The sequence below is a fragment of the Aquabacterium lacunae genome (assembly GCF_004310865.1).
GTDB classification, from domain to species: Bacteria; Pseudomonadota; Gammaproteobacteria; order Burkholderiales; family Burkholderiaceae_C; genus Aquabacterium; species Aquabacterium lacunae.
Genome location: NZ_SIXI01000001.1, coordinates 211774 through 228142 on the forward strand (window position 1 = coordinate 211774; position 16369 = coordinate 228142).

The 16369-nt window shown below is 65.2% G+C and carries 14 protein-coding genes and 3 tRNA genes; 8 read left to right on the forward strand and 9 right to left on the reverse strand.

Annotated features, from left to right (window positions below; genetic code table 11):
* The first annotated feature begins 54 nt into the window (after positions 1-54).
* Both EYS42_RS00960 and EYS42_RS00965 read left to right on the forward strand, forming a co-directional pair.
* A complete protein-coding gene (locus EYS42_RS00960; RefSeq protein ID WP_130966003.1) occupies positions 55-3318 on the forward strand; it encodes a type I restriction endonuclease subunit R in 3264 nt (1087 codons plus the stop codon).
* On the forward strand, positions 3315-4016 hold the full coding sequence (locus tag EYS42_RS00965) for a M48 family metallopeptidase (protein ID WP_130966004.1): 702 nt from the start codon (positions 3315-3317) through the stop codon (positions 4014-4016). The genes EYS42_RS00960 and EYS42_RS00965 overlap by 4 nt, the downstream gene beginning before the upstream one ends.
* Before the next feature lie 116 nt (positions 4017-4132).
* Here the strand turns inward: EYS42_RS00965 and EYS42_RS00970 are convergent.
* From EYS42_RS00970 to EYS42_RS00990, 5 genes are all read right to left on the reverse strand, one after another.
* Positions 4133-4223, reverse strand: a tRNA-Ser gene (locus tag EYS42_RS00970).
* Between the two features lie 52 nt (positions 4224-4275).
* The gene (locus EYS42_RS00975) at positions 4276-5406 is read right to left on the reverse strand and encodes a branched-chain amino acid ABC transporter substrate-binding protein (protein ID WP_130966005.1); all 1131 of its coding nucleotides are present in this window, start codon (positions 5404-5406) and stop codon (positions 4276-4278) included.
* Positions 5407-5435: 29 nt separating this feature from the next.
* On the reverse strand, positions 5436-6137 hold the full coding sequence (locus EYS42_RS00980; RefSeq protein ID WP_130966006.1) for a hypothetical protein: 702 nt from the start codon (positions 6135-6137) through the stop codon (positions 5436-5438).
* Complete coding sequence (locus EYS42_RS00985) at positions 6134-6574, reverse strand: DNA polymerase III subunit chi (RefSeq protein WP_130966007.1); 441 nt, start codon at positions 6572-6574, stop codon at positions 6134-6136. Before EYS42_RS00985 ends, EYS42_RS00980 begins: the two co-directional genes overlap by 4 nt.
* 18 nt (positions 6575-6592) lie before the next feature.
* Positions 6593-8194, reverse strand: coding sequence for a leucyl aminopeptidase (locus EYS42_RS00990; RefSeq protein WP_130966008.1), 1602 nt, complete (start codon positions 8192-8194; stop codon positions 6593-6595).
* Positions 8195-8237: 43 nt separating this feature from the next.
* On the opposite strand from EYS42_RS00990, the gene lptF reads away from it, so the two are divergent.
* From lptF to EYS42_RS01010, 4 genes are read left to right on the forward strand one after another with little or no spacing between them, the layout of a single operon-like run.
* Positions 8238-9329, forward strand: a complete 1092-nt coding sequence (gene lptF, locus EYS42_RS00995; RefSeq protein ID WP_130966009.1) for an LPS export ABC transporter permease LptF — start codon at positions 8238-8240, stop codon at positions 9327-9329.
* Positions 9326-10471: an LPS export ABC transporter permease LptG gene (gene lptG / locus EYS42_RS01000; protein WP_130966010.1), complete on the forward strand. Its 1146-nt coding sequence runs from the start codon at positions 9326-9328 to the stop codon at positions 10469-10471. The genes lptF and lptG overlap by 4 nt, the downstream gene beginning before the upstream one ends.
* 7 nt (positions 10472-10478) lie before the next feature.
* Positions 10479-10871, forward strand: coding sequence for a sirohydrochlorin chelatase (locus EYS42_RS01005; protein ID WP_130966011.1), 393 nt, complete (start codon positions 10479-10481; stop codon positions 10869-10871).
* A 37-nt stretch (positions 10872-10908) separates the two neighbouring features.
* The gene (locus EYS42_RS01010) at positions 10909-11880 is read left to right on the forward strand and encodes a CysB family HTH-type transcriptional regulator (protein ID WP_130966012.1); all 972 of its coding nucleotides are present in this window, start codon (positions 10909-10911) and stop codon (positions 11878-11880) included.
* A gap of 64 nt (positions 11881-11944) precedes the next feature.
* Here EYS42_RS01010 and EYS42_RS01015 read toward each other — a convergent pair whose 3' ends face one another.
* On the reverse strand, positions 11945-14209 hold the full coding sequence (locus EYS42_RS01015; protein ID WP_130966013.1) for a type IV pilus assembly protein FimV: 2265 nt from the start codon (positions 14207-14209) through the stop codon (positions 11945-11947).
* A gap of 106 nt (positions 14210-14315) precedes the next feature.
* On the opposite strand from EYS42_RS01015, the gene EYS42_RS01020 reads away from it, so the two are divergent.
* Complete coding sequence (locus EYS42_RS01020) at positions 14316-15086, forward strand: oxepin-CoA hydrolase, alternative type (protein WP_130966014.1); 771 nt, start codon at positions 14316-14318, stop codon at positions 15084-15086.
* 7 nt (positions 15087-15093) lie between these two features.
* Here the strand turns inward: EYS42_RS01020 and EYS42_RS01025 are convergent, their stop codons facing one another.
* Positions 15094-15741 (reverse strand): hypothetical protein, encoded by a 648-nt coding sequence (locus EYS42_RS01025; protein WP_130966015.1) that lies wholly within the window; start codon positions 15739-15741, stop codon positions 15094-15096.
* Positions 15742-15768: 27 nt separating this feature from the next.
* A tRNA-Arg gene (locus tag EYS42_RS01030) sits at positions 15769-15845 on the reverse strand.
* A gap of 114 nt (positions 15846-15959) precedes the next feature.
* On the opposite strand from EYS42_RS01030, the gene EYS42_RS01035 reads away from it, so the two are divergent.
* Positions 15960-16172: a heavy-metal-associated domain-containing protein gene (locus EYS42_RS01035; protein ID WP_130966016.1), complete on the forward strand. Its 213-nt coding sequence runs from the start codon at positions 15960-15962 to the stop codon at positions 16170-16172.
* 111 nt (positions 16173-16283) lie between these two features.
* On the opposite strand, the gene EYS42_RS01040 is transcribed toward EYS42_RS01035, so the two are convergent.
* Positions 16284-16360: transfer RNA gene (locus tag EYS42_RS01040), tRNA-Pro, on the reverse strand.
* Positions 16361-16369 lie beyond the last annotated feature (9 nt).

The window sequence follows — 16369 nt, forward strand, 5'->3', positions numbered from 1 at the left end:
ATGCCCATATCATCTCAATGGAATCAATGACTTAACAAGCAGGCTGGGAGGCCTATGGGCTGGGAATTGGATGAAGTCGAACGGCCCTTGGTCGAGCAACTGGTCAAGCAGGGTTGGCAGCATGTGGCCGGCACGCTGGACGACCCGGCCCGCACCGAGCGCGCCGCCTTCTCTGAGGTGGTGCAAGAGGCCGTGCTGCGCCGCCAGCTCCGTGCCCTGAACCTGCACGACGGCCAGCCCTGGCTGGACGCCGAGCGCATCACCCAGGCCGTGGGCGCCCTCACCCGCATCCCCGCCCACAAGCTGATGGAGGCCAACCGCGCCGCCACCGAGTTGCTGCTGGGCGGCATCACGGTGGAGGGCCTGCCCGGTTGGGACGGCGGCCGCCACCAGACCATTCACTTCATCGACTGGGCCCACCCCGAGCGCAACACCTTCACAGTCATCAACCAGTACCGGGTCGATTGCCCGCCGGGCTTCAACCGGGGCAAGGCCTTCATCGTGCCCGACCTGGTGCTGCTGGTGAATGGCATCCCCCTGGTGGTGATCGAATGCAAGAGCCCCTCGGTGCCCGAGCCCCTGGCCGAGGCAGTGGACCAGCTGCGCCGCTACAGCAACCAGCGCAAGGCCAGCGGCGAGGTGGCCGACCACGAGGGCAACGAGCCCCTGTTCCACACCACGCAACTGCTGGTGGCCACCAGCTTCGATGAGGCACGTGTGGGCTCAGTGGGCGCCACCTTCAAACACTACGCCGCCTGGAAGACGGTGGCGCCCTTGACCGAAGAGGCCGTGTGCCAACAGTTGGGCAAGGCCAAGCTCTCAGAACAAGAGCGCCTGGTGGCGGGCCTTTTCACCCCCAGCCACCTGCTGGACGTGCTGCGCCACTTCACCCTCTTCATGAACGCCGACGGTGCCACCGTCAAGGCCGTGTGCCGCTACCAGCAATACCGGGCCGTGAGCCGCGCCATTGAGCGCCTGCGGACCGGCAAGACCCGCCTGCAAGATGGCGAGCACGACCGGCGCGGCGGCATCGTCTGGCACACCCAGGGCTCGGGCAAGAGCCTGACCATGGTGTTCCTGATTCGCAAGCTGCGCACAGACCCCGTGCTGCGCCGCTTCAAGGTGGTGGTGGTGACCGACCGCACCGACCTGGAAAAGCAGCTCTCTGAAACGGCCGTGCTCACGGGCGAAAGCGTGGAGCGCGCCACCACGGCCGACAAGCTCAAGGCCATGCTGCGCATCAAGGGCCCTGGCCTGCTGTTCGGCATGATCCAGAAGCAGCGCACGGGCGACGCCGTGGGCGAGGCAGGCCTCACCGCTGCCGACCTGCCCCAGCGCGGCGCCCCGATCCGCACCAGTGAACCTGAGATGGCCGAGGTGCTCAACGAAGACGACACCATCCTGGTGCTGGTGGACGAAGCCCACCGCGGCCAGTCGGGTGACCTGCATGCCGCCCTGCAAGTGGGCCTGCCCAACTGCGCCCGCATTGGCTTCACTGGCACGCCCATCCTGATGGGCGACAAAAAGCGCACGCACGAAGTGTTTGGCGAGTTCATTGACCGCTACACCATCCGCGAGGCCGAAGCAGACGGCGCCATCGTGCCCATCTTGTACGAAGGCCGCACAGCCCAAGGCGCCATCAAGGACGACGCCAACCTCGACGAACTGTTTGAAGACCTCTTCCGGGATCACACGCCCGAAGAGCTAGAGGCCATCCGCAAGAAGTACGCCACCAAGGGCCAGATCTTCGAGGCGCCTGACCTGATCCGTGACAAGGCGCGTGACATGCTGCGCCACTACGTCACCCACATCCTGCCCAACGGCTTCAAGGCCCAGGTGGTGGCCTACAGCCGCTTGGCTGTGGTGCGCTACCTGGATGCATTGAAGGAGGCCCGTGACGCGCTGGTCACTGAGGCCGAAGCACTGAGCGGCCAAGACAAGGCCATGAGCGACGAAGCCTTGTGCACCCGCCCCGCTGCCGTGCAGGCGCAGGTTCAGGCGTGGCGGCACATCGCCACCCTGCGTGCCATGGAGTTTGCGCCCGTCATTTCTGGCGGCAACAACGACGACCCAGCCTGGAAGACATGGACCGACAGCGCAACTCACGAGCACAGCATCAAGCGCTTCAAAAAGCCAAGCGACCCGCTGGCCTTCCTGATCGTCAAATCGATGCTGCTGACAGGCTTTGATGCGCCCATTGAGGGCGTGATGTACCTGGACCGCCCCATTCGCGAGGCCGAGCTGCTGCAGACCATCGCCCGCGTGAACCGCACGGGCCACGGCAAGAAGTTCGGCATCGTGGTCGATTACTACGGCCTGGCCTATCACCTCAAGCAAGCCTTGAGCGTGTATGCCGACGAAGACATCGACGGCGCGCTACAAAGCCTGAAAGACGAGATCCCGGTGCTGCGCGACCGCCACCTGCGGGTGGTGGACCTGTTCCGCAGCCGGGGCGTGGAATCTTTGTCGGACATTGAAGCCTGTGTGGAGCTGCTGGGCAGTGAGCGCCTGCGCGCCGAGTTTGGCGTGAAGCTCAAGGGCTTCCTGAACCTGCTCGATGTGGTCTTGCCACGTCCAGAGGGCCTGCCCTTTGCCGCTGATGCCAAGCTGCTGGCCTTCATCTACGCCCGCGCCCGCAACCGCTACCGAGACACCCAGGTGCTGGGCAAAGATGTCGGCGCCAAGGTGCGTAAACTGATCGACGACCATGTGATCTCGATGGGCGTGAACCCCAAGATCCCACCCGTGTCGCTGACCGATGCAGACTTTGGCGCCCAGGTCTCCCGCGAGCCCAACGACCGCGCCAAGGCCTCCGAGATGGAGCACGCCATCCGCGCCCACATCCGCGAGCACATCGACCAAGACCCGGTGGCCTACCGCAAGCTCAGCGAGCGCCTGAAGGACCTGCTCGACAAACTGGGCGAAGAGTGGGACGAGCTGGTGAAAGCCTTGACCAGCATGGTGCAAGACATCAAGCAAGGCCATGTCACCCAAGACGATCGGCTGCCAGAGGTGCCTGAGCATTACGGTCCCTTCCTGCGTTTGATCTTGGACACGGCAGTGGGCGAAGGCAGTATCACCGAGGCTGAGCGGCAAAAGTTGGTGGGCCTGACAGTGGAGGTGGTCGACACCATCGCGGCCGAGCTGGTGCCCAACTTCTGGCGTCCCAACCGCCAACCTGCACAAGATGCGCTGGCCACTTCGGTGTTTGAGCGCTTGATGCACTCACGCCTGCTGCCTGCGCCCGAGCTGGACGCCCTGGTGGACAAGCTGATGGCCCTGGCCAGAGCCAACCATGACAGGCTGCTGCAAGCATGAACACCTTGGTGGCTGACGACTTGACCTTTGACGTGAGGCTCAGTGCCGCCAGGCGCACCCTGGGCATCACCGTGGGGCGCATGGGCGACCTGGTGCTGTCATGCCCGCCTGGTGTGCCAGAGGCGCAGCTGCGCGACTTCGTGATGCGCAAACGGGCCTGGGTCTACAAGCAACTGGCCAGGAAAGAAGCCTTGCAGCATGTGGTGCCTCGCAAGGTGTTTGTGGACGGCGAAGGCCTCACCTACCTGGGCAGAACCTACCGCCTGCGCCTGATCGATGGCCCAGCCGGCCCAGTCAAGCTGACCGGGGGAAGATTCGTGATGCCCAAGGCCACGGCCATTGAGGGCAGCACGCACATGGTTCGCTGGTACAGCGAGCGCGCCAAGCCCTGGCTGGAAAGCAAAGTCATTGCCTTTGCCGACCGCATGGAAGCCCACCCCTCAGGCTTGAATGTGCAAGATCTGGGCTATCGCTGGGGCTCATGCGGCAAGGGCGCGCGCCTGTACTTCCACTGGAAGACGATCTTGTTGCCTGCGCGAATCGCCGAATACGTGGTGGTGCACGAGTTGGCCCACCTGCATGAACCCCATCACACGCCAGAGTTCTGGCAGAGGGTGGAGCGCGCCATGCCGGACTACACGCGCCGCAAGGCCTGGCTGGCTGAACATGGCATGAGCGTTGAGGGTTTGCAGGGCTGAGCCCAAGTGTTTTCACAATGACGGGCCGGATGATGGGCGGCCGTATTTCAGGCACACCAAAAGCAAAAAACCCCAAGCGAAACAATCACTTGGGGTTTTTTGACGAATCAGAATTTTGGCGGAGAGAGCGGGATTCGAACCCGCGGTGGGCTATTAACCCACACACGCTTTCCAGGCGTGCGACTTAAACCACTCATCCATCTCTCCGGAAGCCCGAGACTATAACACGAATCGGGCTTTTCAATGCCGCAGCAAGTGCTCAGTTCAGCGCCACGCGCTTGCCACCCTTGTACACGTACAGGGTCATGGCCGGGCTCACCAGTTCGCCGTTGGGCTCGAACTTCACCTTGGCGGTCACACCCTGGTAATCGGTCGATGCCAGCTTGGCCGCGTACACCTTCGGGTCGGTCGAGTTGGCGCGCTTCATGGCGTCCACCAGCACCATGGTGGCATCGTAGGTGTAAGGCGAATAGACCTGGAACTGCCCCGGGAACTTGGCGTCGTAACGGCCGCGCCAGGCTTTGCCCTGGGCCAGCTTGTCGAGCGAGGCGCCACCCACGGCACACACCACATTGCCCAGGGTGCGCGCACCGCTGGACAGCTCGGACAGCTTCTCGGTGCAGATGCCGTCACCGCCGAACACGTAGACCTTGCTCATGCCGAGCTGCTGCATCTGCCGCAGCATGGGGCCAGCTTGCGGGTCCATGCCACCGAAGAAGATGCCATCAGGTTTCTTCGACTTGATGGCGGTCAGGATGGCCGAGAAATCAACGGCCTTGTCGTTGGTGAACTGCTCGCTGACCACTTCCATGCCCAACTGGCGAGCGGTCTTGGTGAAGACCTCGGCCACGCCTTTGCCATAGGCCGTGCGGTCGTCGATGATGGCAACCTTCTTGAGCTTGAGCACATTCTTGGCATGCTGGGCCAGGCCCGCACCCAGGGCGTTGTCGTTGGCCAGCAGACGGAACACGTTCTTGTAACCCAGGGCCGTGAGCTGCGGGTTGGTGGCCGAGGGCGTGACCATGGGCAGGCCGCAACCGTCGTACACCTTGGCCGCCGGGATGGTGGTGCCCGAGTTCAGGTGCCCCACCACGCCGTTGACCTTGCTGTCACACAGCTTCTGGGCAGCGGCGGTGCCCTGCTTGGGGTCGGCCGCGTCGTCTTCGGCCACCAGCTCGAAGCGCACCTTGTTGCCACCGATCTTCACCCCCTGGGCATTGAGCTCGTCGACGGCCAGGCGGGCGCCGTTTTCGTTGTCTCGGCCGTAGTGGGCCTGAGGGCCGGACACCGGCGCCACATGGCCGATCTTGACGACCACATCGGCGGCCACGGCGGGCAGGCTGGATGCGACGGCCAGGGCCACCAGACTCCAGGCGGGGTTGAATTGCATGTCGACTCCTGTGTGTGAGGGGAAAAGATTCATTGACCCTGGCGGCTGCGCTGGCGGGCCACCTCCTGGGCCACGGCACGCGCCACCACGTCTTTCATGGTTTTGCTGAGCTCTTGCCGCAATTCGCGTACCAGCAGTTCGGTGGTGCGGGCCAGCACAGGTGCCATGGCCTCGCGCAGCCGGTACTCGAGCATGCCGTCGATCTGACGCTGCAGATCGGCGTGCACGCGCTGCACGATCTGGGCCTCGTCGATGGCCAGACCACGCACATCGGACGCGGGCCGCGCACCGGCAAGCGCGGCGGACGGCAGGGGTGAAGGCATCGCAGGCGAAGTGCTCGCAGACGGCACCAGACCGGCGTCCGGAGGCGTCAGCGCAGATGGACGCAGAACCGCACGCGGCAGCACCGCGCGGTCTTGCTCGGAAAGCACCGGCGCACTGGCCGCTTCATGGCCCTGCGCAAGGGGCTGCATGTCATCGGCCTGCGCGGCGCGCGGCGTGTCCGGCGCAGGCGTCAGCACAGCGTCTGCCAGCACCAGGTCGGGCACATCGATGCGGCCCACCGACTCCACCACCGCGCCATCCGCCAGGGCCGGCTCGGCCTCAGTTTGGGGCAATGCCAGATCCACCGTCGGTTCAGGCAAAGGTTGCGGCTGCACCTCGATGACCTCGGTGAGGGTGGGCACGTGGCGCGCCACAGTGGGGGCGGCAGGTCGGGGCGGGAAACTCATGGTTCGGAGGATGCCACATGGGCGCGCACGGTCCAGCCCTGCGCCTTGTACGCGCGCCAGCGCTGCCGCCCCAGTTCAGCGTCTTCGGGCTCGCTGGACACCACATCGAAAAAGCGCGCGAAGGGTTCGATACCCACGGGCATGTCGCGCCCCAGGTTGATCAGCACCTGGCGCCCGGCCGGTGCCTGCGCGGGCTGGTCGGTCAGCCAGATGGGCGTTTGATGCAGTCGCTCAGGCAAGGCCTGACCGCCCACGGCGCACACATGGGGCACGAACTCTTCTTCGTCGAAGGTCCAGAGCTGGCGGTCGAGCTGGCGCAAGGTGGCGCTGTCGCCCGTGACCACGACGGTGGCCCCGCTGCGGTAGGCCTTGCGCAGCAGCCGGCAAGCGTAGGCCAGCTTGTCGGGCATGCCGTGGTGAAACTCGACCGTGGTCATGCAGCACGCCCCACTGAATCAGGCCGAAGCCTTGGGTTTGCGCGCACGGCTGGCCGGTGCTACAGCAGGCGAGGCCTTGGGGGCCTTGCTCGCTTTGGCAGCCTTGGCAGCCTTGGTGGCCTTGACGGTCTTGGATGCGGCGACCGGCGCCAGCGCCCCCTCGCCTGCCTGCCCCAGCACGAAGTGGGTCAGCAGCGGCACAGGACGACCGGTACCGCCCTTGGCGGCGCCCGATTTCCAGGCCGTGCCGGCGATGTCCAGGTGGGCCCAGCGGTAGGCCTTGGCGAACTTGCTCAGGAACACGGCCGCCGTGATGGAACCACCAGCGCGCCCGCCCACATTGCCCAGGTCGGCAAAGTTGCTCTTGAGGGCATCGCCATATTCTTCGTCCATGGGCATGCGCCAGGCGGTGTCCTGGGCCGTTTGGCCGGCCTGCAGCAGGGCATGCGCCAGTTCGTCGTCGGCCGAGAACAAGCCGGTGTGGATGTGCCCCAGGGCGATCACGCATGCACCTGTCAGTGTGGCGATGTCCACCACCACGGCGGGCTTGAAACGCTCGGCGTAGGTCAGGGCGTCGCACAAAATCAGGCGGCCTTCGGCGTCGGTGTTCAGCACCTCGATGGTCTGGCCCGACATGCTGCGCACCACATCACCGGGCTTGGTGGCTGTGCCGCTGGGCATGTTCTCGCACGAGGGCACCAGGCCGATCACGTTGACCTTGGGCTTGAGTTCAGCCAGCGCGCGGAAGGTGCCCAGCACCGACGCAGCGCCGCCCATGTCGAACTTCATTTCGTCCATCTCGGCGGCGGGCTTGATCGAAATGCCCCCCGTGTCGAAGGTGATGCCCTTGCCCACCAGGACCACGGGCGCCTGCGACTTGCCTGCGCCTTCGTAGCGCATGACGATGAACTTGGGCGGCTGGGCCGAGCCATTGGTCACCGACAGGAACGAACCCATGCCGAGCTTTTCCAGGGCCGGGCGCTCCAGCACTTCGACCTGGATGTGGCGGAACTGCTTTCCCAGGGCCTTGGCCTCGTTGGCCAGCACGGTGGGGGTGCAGTGGTTGCCCGGACGGTTGGCCAGTTCACGCGCGAAGTTCACGCCGGCACCCAGGGCCTGCCCCTGGGCCAGACCGGCTTTGACGGCCGCCAAGGCATCGGCAGGCACGGCCACCGTGAGCTTGCGCAAGGCTGCGGGCTCAGGCGCCGAGGGCTTGGTCAGGCGGTAGGTGTAAGCGCCCTCTTCCGCGGCCACCGCCAGGGCTTCAGCCTGCGCGGCCGAGCACGACAGGCCGTCGGCCAGTGCCAGCGCCGCATGGGCCACGGTCTGGCCGCGCACCTGCCCCAGCAAACGGCCGACAGCGGCCTTGAACTGACGCACCGACGTGCCCCCCGCCACCGTGATGGCCAGGCGCGGAACCTTGAGCCCTGCCGGGCGGTGCACATACAGCGACTTGCCGTCTTTCAGCTCGAGGTCACCGGCCTTGACGGCTTCGGCGATCAGGGCATCGAGCGCCTGGGCGCCGGTGCGGGACTGTTCGGGCGTGAGGATCAGGAGCAGGGCATCGGCCGAAAGGCTGGAAAGTGCCGAGCCAGAAGCCACCAGGGTGCGGTAGTCCATGCGGTGCGCGTCCATAATGGACGGATTGAGTTGAAGCTGAGTGATGTTATTCGATTCCTCCCTGCGCCGAGAGGCCTGGCGTGGCTTTGTCGGGACGCTGGTGGTGCTGCTGACGGTGGTGCTGACCATGATCCTGATCCGCATGCTGGGTCTGGCCGCCAAAGGCAGTGTGGCCGTGGCCGACGTGAGTCTGCTGCTGGGCTACAGCCTGTTCAATCAGACGCCCGTGCTGATCAGCCTGGCGCTGTTCGCCGCCGCCGTGGGCATGCTCGCCCGCCTGCAGCGCGACAGCGAACTGGTGGTCTGGCAGGCCAGCGGCGTGAAGCTGTCGCGCCTGATCAAACCCTTGTGGCAGATGGCCTGGCCCATCCTGGCCGTGTTGGCCCTGCTGGTGCTGGTGGTGCGCCCATGGTCACAGAACCAGGCGCAGCAGATCAAAGAGCGGTTCGAGCAGCGCTCTGACATCGCACGCGTGGCACCCGGCCAGTTCCAGACCTCGGCCGACGGACGCAAGGTGTTCTTCATCGACAGCCACTCCGACGCCGAGACGGTGGGCCGACAGGTGTTCATCGTGACCACCATCGGCCAGGTTGAATCGGTGATCACCGCCGAAGAAGGCCGCGTGATCACGCGCGACGGCCTGCGCCATCTGGTGCTGCGACGCGGCGAGCGGGTCGAAACCCACCTGGACACCGGCATGAAGTCGCGGGCCAAGTTCGACCAGGCAGAAGTGCTGCTGGGTGATGCACCCGGGGCCATCACCAGCACCGACAAAGCACGCAACAAGCCCACACTGGATCTGGTGACCAGCACGAACCGCACCGACCGCGCCGAGCTGGTCTGGCGACTGGGCACGGTCTGGGCGGCCATGAACCTGGTGCTCATCGCACTGGTCAGCAGCTCCGATCAGGTGCGCCGCGCCAACAGCTGGTCGATGGTGTGGGCCCTGCTGGTGTTCATCGTGTACTACAACCTGCAGTCGCTGGTGCAGTCGTGGGTGGCCAGCGGGCGCATGCGCGAAGGCGTGGGCCTGTTTGCCGTGCATGGGGCCGTGACCTTGGGGGCCCTGGCCTGGCTGTACTGGCGAGACGGCACCTGGCGAGGCCGCTGGCAACCACGAGGGGCCCGCGCATGAAGACCGTCCGCAAACTGCTGTACGGCCAGATCCTGGGCGCGGTGCTGTTCGTCACCCTGGCCTTCCTGGCTCTGTTCCTGTTTTTTGACCTGGTCGACGAGCTGCAGCGGCTCGGCCGCGACGGCTACCGACTGCCCGACGCCTTGCTGAGCTGCGCCTACCAGCTGCCTGGGCACCTGTACGACATCTTCCCGATCACCTTGCTGATCGGCTCGATTTCGGCTTTGGCACGGCTGGCCCAGACCTCCGAATACACCATCTTGCGCACCGGCGGCCTGGGCCCGGGCCGCGCCTTGCGCCTGCTGGGGCTGCTCGGGCTGCTGGCCGCCGCCCTCACCTTTGCCATGGGCGAGTGGGCTGCGCCCTGGGGCGAGCAGCAGCTGGCACGGCACAAGGCGCGCTTCGACGGGCGGGCGGAAGTCACCCTGGGCCGGGGCGGCGCATGGTTGCGAGACGCATCCGATGCGTCCGGACAAGGCCACACGCTGACCGTCAATGTGGGGGCGGCACGCGGCGCCCAGGAATTCCTGGCCGTGCGCGTGTTCGAGTTCAACCGCGAAGGCCGGCTGGTGCGGCGGCTGTCAGCCCAATCGGCGCGCATCGAGCCACTCGGCGAGCAGGCTTCCCGATGGCACCTGCAGGGTGTGGAGCAAACCCTCTGGCACCACGCCACGAAGGCCCGGGAAGACACCGTGGGCGATGTGCTGGCACACACGCGCAAGCTCGACACCCTGGTGTGGGACAGTCGCCTGTCAGGCGACGTGGTCGCGGCCTCCGTGCTGCCGATCGACACCATGTCCACAGCCGCCTTGTGGCAGTACACCCGCCATCTGGCTCGCAACGCCCAGGCCGTGCAGAAGTACGAATTGCAGTTCTGGAAAAAGACCTTCGCTCCGCTGGCCTGCCTGGTGATGATGTCGCTGGCCCTGCCGTTTGCCTACCTGCAGGCGCGCAGTGGCGGCATGAGCCTGAAGATCTTTGGCGGCATCATGCTGGGCATCAGCTTCGTGCTGGCCAACCATGTCAGCAGCCACCTGGGCCTGATCCACCAATGGTCACCCTGGCTGTCCGCCCTGGCGCCCAGCCTGTTCTACACCCTGATGGCCCTGTCGGCATTCGTCTGGCTGGTCCGCAACCGTTGAGGCCCACATGACCCCTGGCATCTTGCTGTTCGCCCATGGCGCCCGTGACCCGAACTGGGCCATCCCCTTCCAGCGCACCCAGGCCTTGCTGGCAGAGCAGCCGACCGCCCACGGCAAGGTGCCGGTCGAGCTGGCCTTTCTGGAGTTCATGCAGCCCGACCTGATCGAAGGCGGCGACAGGCTGGTGAAGGCCGGCTGCACCGAAGTGACCGTGGTGCCGCTGTTCCTGGGTGCCGGTGGCCACGTGCGCAAGGACCTGCCCGAGCTGATGAGCCAGCTTCAGGCCCGACACCCTGACGTGGCTTGGCGACTGGCCCCGGCGGTCGGCGAAACCGACACCCTGGTGCAGGCCCTCGCACGCTCGGCCGCAGAGCTGGCAGGACTGACGCCGAAGGCCTGAGGCACCTGGCTGCCGCCCTGCCCTGAAAGGCTCACGCATGAACCTGCACCAGCTGAGATTTGCCTGGGAAGCGGCTCGCCGCAACCTGAACCTGACCGAGACCGCCAAAGCCCTCCACACCTCGCAGCCCGGCATCTCCAAGGCCATTCTGGAGCTGGAAGAAGAGCTGGGGGTGGACATCTTCGTGCGCCATGGCAAACGACTCAAGCGCGTGACCGAGCCAGGCGAGCAGGTGCTTCAGTCGATCGATGTGATCCTGCGTGAGCTGGCCAACCTCAAACGCATCGGCGCCGAATACGCCAAGCAGGACGCCGGCACCCTGTCGATCGCGACCACCCACAACCAGGCGCGCTACGTGCTGCCCGCCTCGGTGGCCGCGCTGCGCCAGCGCTACCCCAAAGTGTCGATCAGCCTGCACCAGGGCACGCCACAGCAGGTGGCCCGCATGGTGCTGGACGATGTGGCCGACATCGGCCTGGCCACGGAATCACTGGCCGACTTTGCCGACCTGATCACCCTGCCTGCCTACGAATGGCAGCACGTGGCCGTGATGCCGGTGGACCACCCACTGGCGCGGCAGAGCACTCGGATCACCCTGGAACAACTGGCCGAGCAACCCCTGGTGTGCTATCACGCGGCCTTTGCAGGACGCTCACGCATCGACCAGGTGTTTGCGCAACGGGGCATGGCGCCGCAGGTGGTGCTGGAGGCCATCGATGCTGACGTGATCAAGACCTACAGCCGCCTGGGGTTGGGGGTGGGCCTGGTGTCCGAAATGGCCGTGCGCGACGACCCGCTGTTTGGCGTCGGCGGCGACATGGCCGTGCAGCCTTTGGGTCACCTGTTTGGCAGCAACGTGACCCGGGTGGCCTTCAAGCGCGGCACCTACTTGCGCGAGTTTGTGGTGACGCTGGCCGAGCTGCTTTCACCGCGGCTGAACCGGGCCCTGATCAAACAAGCCGTGCAGGCGGGTGAGTCAATGCCGCAGAACGATCACGGAGCACTGTGACCGCGCATGACAGCCGAGGGCGCTGACTCGCAGAGGCGCTGCGCAACCACATCCAAAGCCAGATTCATCGCCTTGAAGGCCCACTGGACTGGTCGGCTGGCGCCAAGGTCATGTTGTCCTCGACAGGCACCACGCCCGGCATGGCTGCGTTGGGCTCGCGCATCTCTGCATCGCGCTGCGCCACATCACCTGCGCCGGCTGGCCGCTCGATGTGGTCGCCAGACAAGTCGTCCAACGAAAGATCCAAGCTGAAACTGGGCCGCGCGTCGGGCGTGGCCTTGACAGGCCGCGTGGCCATCAAGGGCGCCACCGCGGTGGGCTCGTCGAGATCGATATCGGGCACCATGGTCAGGGCCTGAGCCTCACGGGCCAGCAGGTCAACCGCCGGACGGTCTTGAGACTCGCGCTCGGACAGGTCACGCGCGACGGCATACAGGAACAGCAGTTCGCGGTAGGCCGGCAGGTCGAAGGTCTCGACAGTTTCATCGGGCCGCGTCAGAGACTTCTGCAACACGCTCATGGCCTGCGACGGAGAGGACCAAATGGCCTGCAGCCGCTCCAGCACGCCCGGGTATTCGCTCAGGGCGTGACCATGTGACAGGTCGGCGTCCCAAGCAGGCGCGTAGGCATTGAAGCGCTGGTTGAACTCGGCCTGCACACGCTGGTAGTCGTCCTGACGACCCAAGCGCTGGTACATCTCAAGCAACTTGAGGAACGGCAGCGGGCTGGAGCCTGCCGTGTTGTGGATGCTGCTTTCCAGCAATTCGATGGCTGCATCGTCCTGACCCAGCACGCTGAAGAACTCGGCCTGTTGCTCCAGGTCGATGAGCTCTTCAACACTCAGGGCTCGCACGGCCTCGGAAGCTTCCGGGTTGACCGAGCTGATGCTGACGGGCGGCGGCACGACCGGCACGGTGGGAAGCGCCACCGGTGTGCCTGAGTTGGCTGCGGGCATGATCATCGGATCAACCGATGACACGACTGGCGTAGGCTCCTCGAGGGGTGACACAGGGCCAGATGCCACAACCGACCGAACACTCGCTGGCTCCATGGCCACAAACTCAGCGGCGGTTCGGTCCAGTGCAGGCTCGGCCAGCGGGGTACGGGACTCACCATCAGCCGGGGGCGAGGGCTCATCTTCAGGCTGCCACCAAGTGGCCTGAGCTTCGGCCGGCTTTTGCCGTCGAACCACATAGAACAAAGCCGCAGCAAGCAAGGCACTGACACCGGCCAGGCCCATCACAAGGGGCTGAGTGAGCTTGCCTTCCTCTGCCTCGCGCACGCGAGCTTCCAAGGCCAGCACCTTTTCGCGGGCGGCCACCGAATCCTGCTGCAGGCGTGCAAGTCGCTGCTCCAACTCCTGCATGCGGGTGCGATCGCGGGCCAGCTGTTCGGGCGAGGCGTTCATGGCCGCCCACAGAGCAGCAGCGGCGGCACGCCGCTCCTGGGCCTGGGGAGAGTCAACGTCCAGCCCGCCCTTGAGCTCGGACGACATCATCAATGACGGCGCGATGGTGGCGTCGGTCTCGACCGGGTCCAGCACGAGGCGCGACGCCGCCGGACGGGCTGAAGTGCTAGCGTCCAGTCGCGCGGACAACCGGTCTCGGCGGGCTGCAGCCAAACGTTGCTCGACCTTGCTGGACCTGGGGGGCGGCGACTCGGCCGCACGAGACACAGGGGCAGCATCGGCTCCACCCACGGAAGCCGAGGTCGAGGGCCGTACCGCACGAGGAGCACCGGCATCGACATTGGCCGGTGCGGGAAAGCGACCACGGGTGCTGCGCGATTCGTCGCGGGACTCCAGAGGGTGGGCATCGACCCTGGCGCTTCCTCGGGCAACTGCTGAGCCCAAAGGCAACGCGGGAGAGGCCGCGGAGGGCGTGCCGGCAGGAGTGACACTGCCCTGCCCTGCATCGACCACCGACGCGTCCGAAAGGGCGGCCAACTGGGGTGGGTCGGCAAAGGCCACAAATTTCCGGCTGACCTTTGCCGAACAACCTGCAGCCAGGTACAACGTCACCACCGGCTCGTTGACGACCGCTGCGGTGCTGATGCGCACACTGCGCTCGGTGCCTTTGCCCGGCAGCAACTGGGCTTGCACACGGGAAGTTTCGACCTTGTCGTCGCCAAAGTAGACGTCGGCGACCAGGCACTTGTCGTCGAACTCTTCACCTGCCTCGAGTCTCAAAGGCACCGTGGCCTGGAAAGATTCACCGAGGATGGCCCGACTCACGGGACGGCCGAACCCCAGCGACCACGCCGGTGCAGCAATCCCCATGATCAAGACCCCGATGGCGCACACCACCGGCAGTCTGTTGACGTTCTTCATATCTCAGATTTCAGGCCAGAGAATCACTCTATCACGCGGACCTGCTGACTCAGGTCATCATTAGCCCGCAGGCACATGATGAAACCGTAACAAATTTTTGACACCCATGACCACTGAATTACTCACCGAACGCATTGACCAGACACTGCTGATCACGCTGTCGGGGCCAGCCACACGCAACGCACTGTCGCCACAGGTTTACGCCGCTGGTGTGGAGCTGCTGAACGTGTCCGACGCCGATCCCGGCGTGCGCGCGGTGGTGCTGACCGGCAGCGGTGAGCACTTTTGCGGCGGAGGCGACCTGCAGCGCCTGTCACACCTGAGGGTTCACGACCCCGCGCAACAAGCTCGCCATGTCGAGGATTTTCACCGGTGGGTGGAGGCCTTGCGCACCAGCCCCAAGCCCGTGATCGCTGCTGTCGAAGGCGTAGCGGCTGGCGGCGGGCTGTCGCTGGCTCTGGCCTGCGACCTGGTGGTGGCAAGCGACAGTGCGCGTTTTGTGAGCGCCTACAGCCGGGTCGGACTGTCGCCAGACGGTGGTGGAAGCTGGCACTTGACCCGCCAGCTCAGCCGGGGACAGGCACTGGCATGGTTATGGAGCGGCGACGAGCGCAGCGCTCACCAACTGCAGCAAGCTGGCTTGGTGCATGAAGTGGTGCCCTCAGGTACCGCACGCAGCGCAGCGCTCGCGCTGGCCAAGCGTCTGGCCCAAGTGCCTCAGGGCGTGCTGGCCAGCATGAAAGAGCTGGTGAACGACGCCCCCCACCAGCCGCTGGGTGCACAGCTGCAGCAGGAGCAGCATCACTTCATGGACAACCTTCTGAGCCTGGAGGCTGGGCATGCCATTCAGGCATTTCTGCAGAGAAAAAAGCCCTGAGCGGGGCTCAAGGCTGAGCCAGCCTTCGTGCCATGAGATCGAACAAGCTCGACAACTTGCGCAACTGCTCGACACTCAGGCCGCGGCAATCACTGCGCAAGGTCAAAATACCCCGGTTCAGCGTGATCACGAGCGGCATGGGGTCGGTCCACCACGAAGTGGCGGCCTTCTCCAGGGCCTCACCCAACTCGGCATCGAGCCAGTTCAGGAGCACAGGTTCGGCATTGGCGATCAGCAGAAAACGCTTGGCCAGGGCAGGAAAGGCCTGCAACGACACCTTGGGGTGCATGGCCAGCCAGCGCATCTCGTCAGGCAGGGTGTTGTCGACCCGGGTCTGCATGGCATCGGTGAAGCTGTCGAACACATCGGCTTCCAGCACGTGGGCCAGGGTGCGTGTGAGCAGCAAGGCCTGCACATCACCGGGCACGCCAGACTCGAAGCGGAAGCGCAACTCTTGCCCCTTGATGTAGGGGCGCTGGGAAGGTCCCCACTCGGCGCGCCAGCCTTGGGGACTGATGATGACAACGCCGCCCGGCGCCTGCGACACTGTCTTGAAGGACAGCCCCGCTTCCTTGGCCCATTGGGCCAGCACCTTGCTTTCCTGCCCCGCGGGGGCCGTTGCACCGCCGAAAAGGCGTTTGATCGCATCCAGCATGATCAGCATCCGGCATTGAGTGGTGTGTGGCCCGTCCGGAGGGACTCGAACCCCCGACCTACTGCTTAGAAGGCAGTTGCTCTATCCGGTTGAGCTACGGACGGCCAAGGCTGAAGTTTAGCCGCTGGCACTTCACGCCAAAGGTCAAGATGCCTTGAATTCCCGGGTCCCGGGCACACTTGCAACATTGACCTCATTGAACCCGAAGGAGAAACACCATGAACACGACCCACGAGTTTCACGTCCAGGGCATGAGTTGCCAGCATTGCGTTCGCGCCGTGAGCCAGGCCGTGGCCGAACTGGACCCCCAGGCACACGTGCAGGTGACGCTGCTGGAAGGCAAGCAAGGCCACGTGAGCGTGACCACCGAACATGCACGCGCCAGCGTTCAGGCTGCGATCGAAGAAGAAGGCTATGCCGTGGTGGCCTGAAACATCGCCTCGGTCCTGCCGGGGCAGGCTTCGACAAATCAAACCAGGCGACTCAAGGACCCAAAAACACGAAAGCCGCAGCAGATTGCTCTGCTGCGGCTCGTGATTTCTTGGTCGGGGCGGCGGGATTCGAACTCGCGACCCCTTGCACCCCATGCAAGTGCGCTACCAGGCTGCGCTACGCCCCGACAAGAATT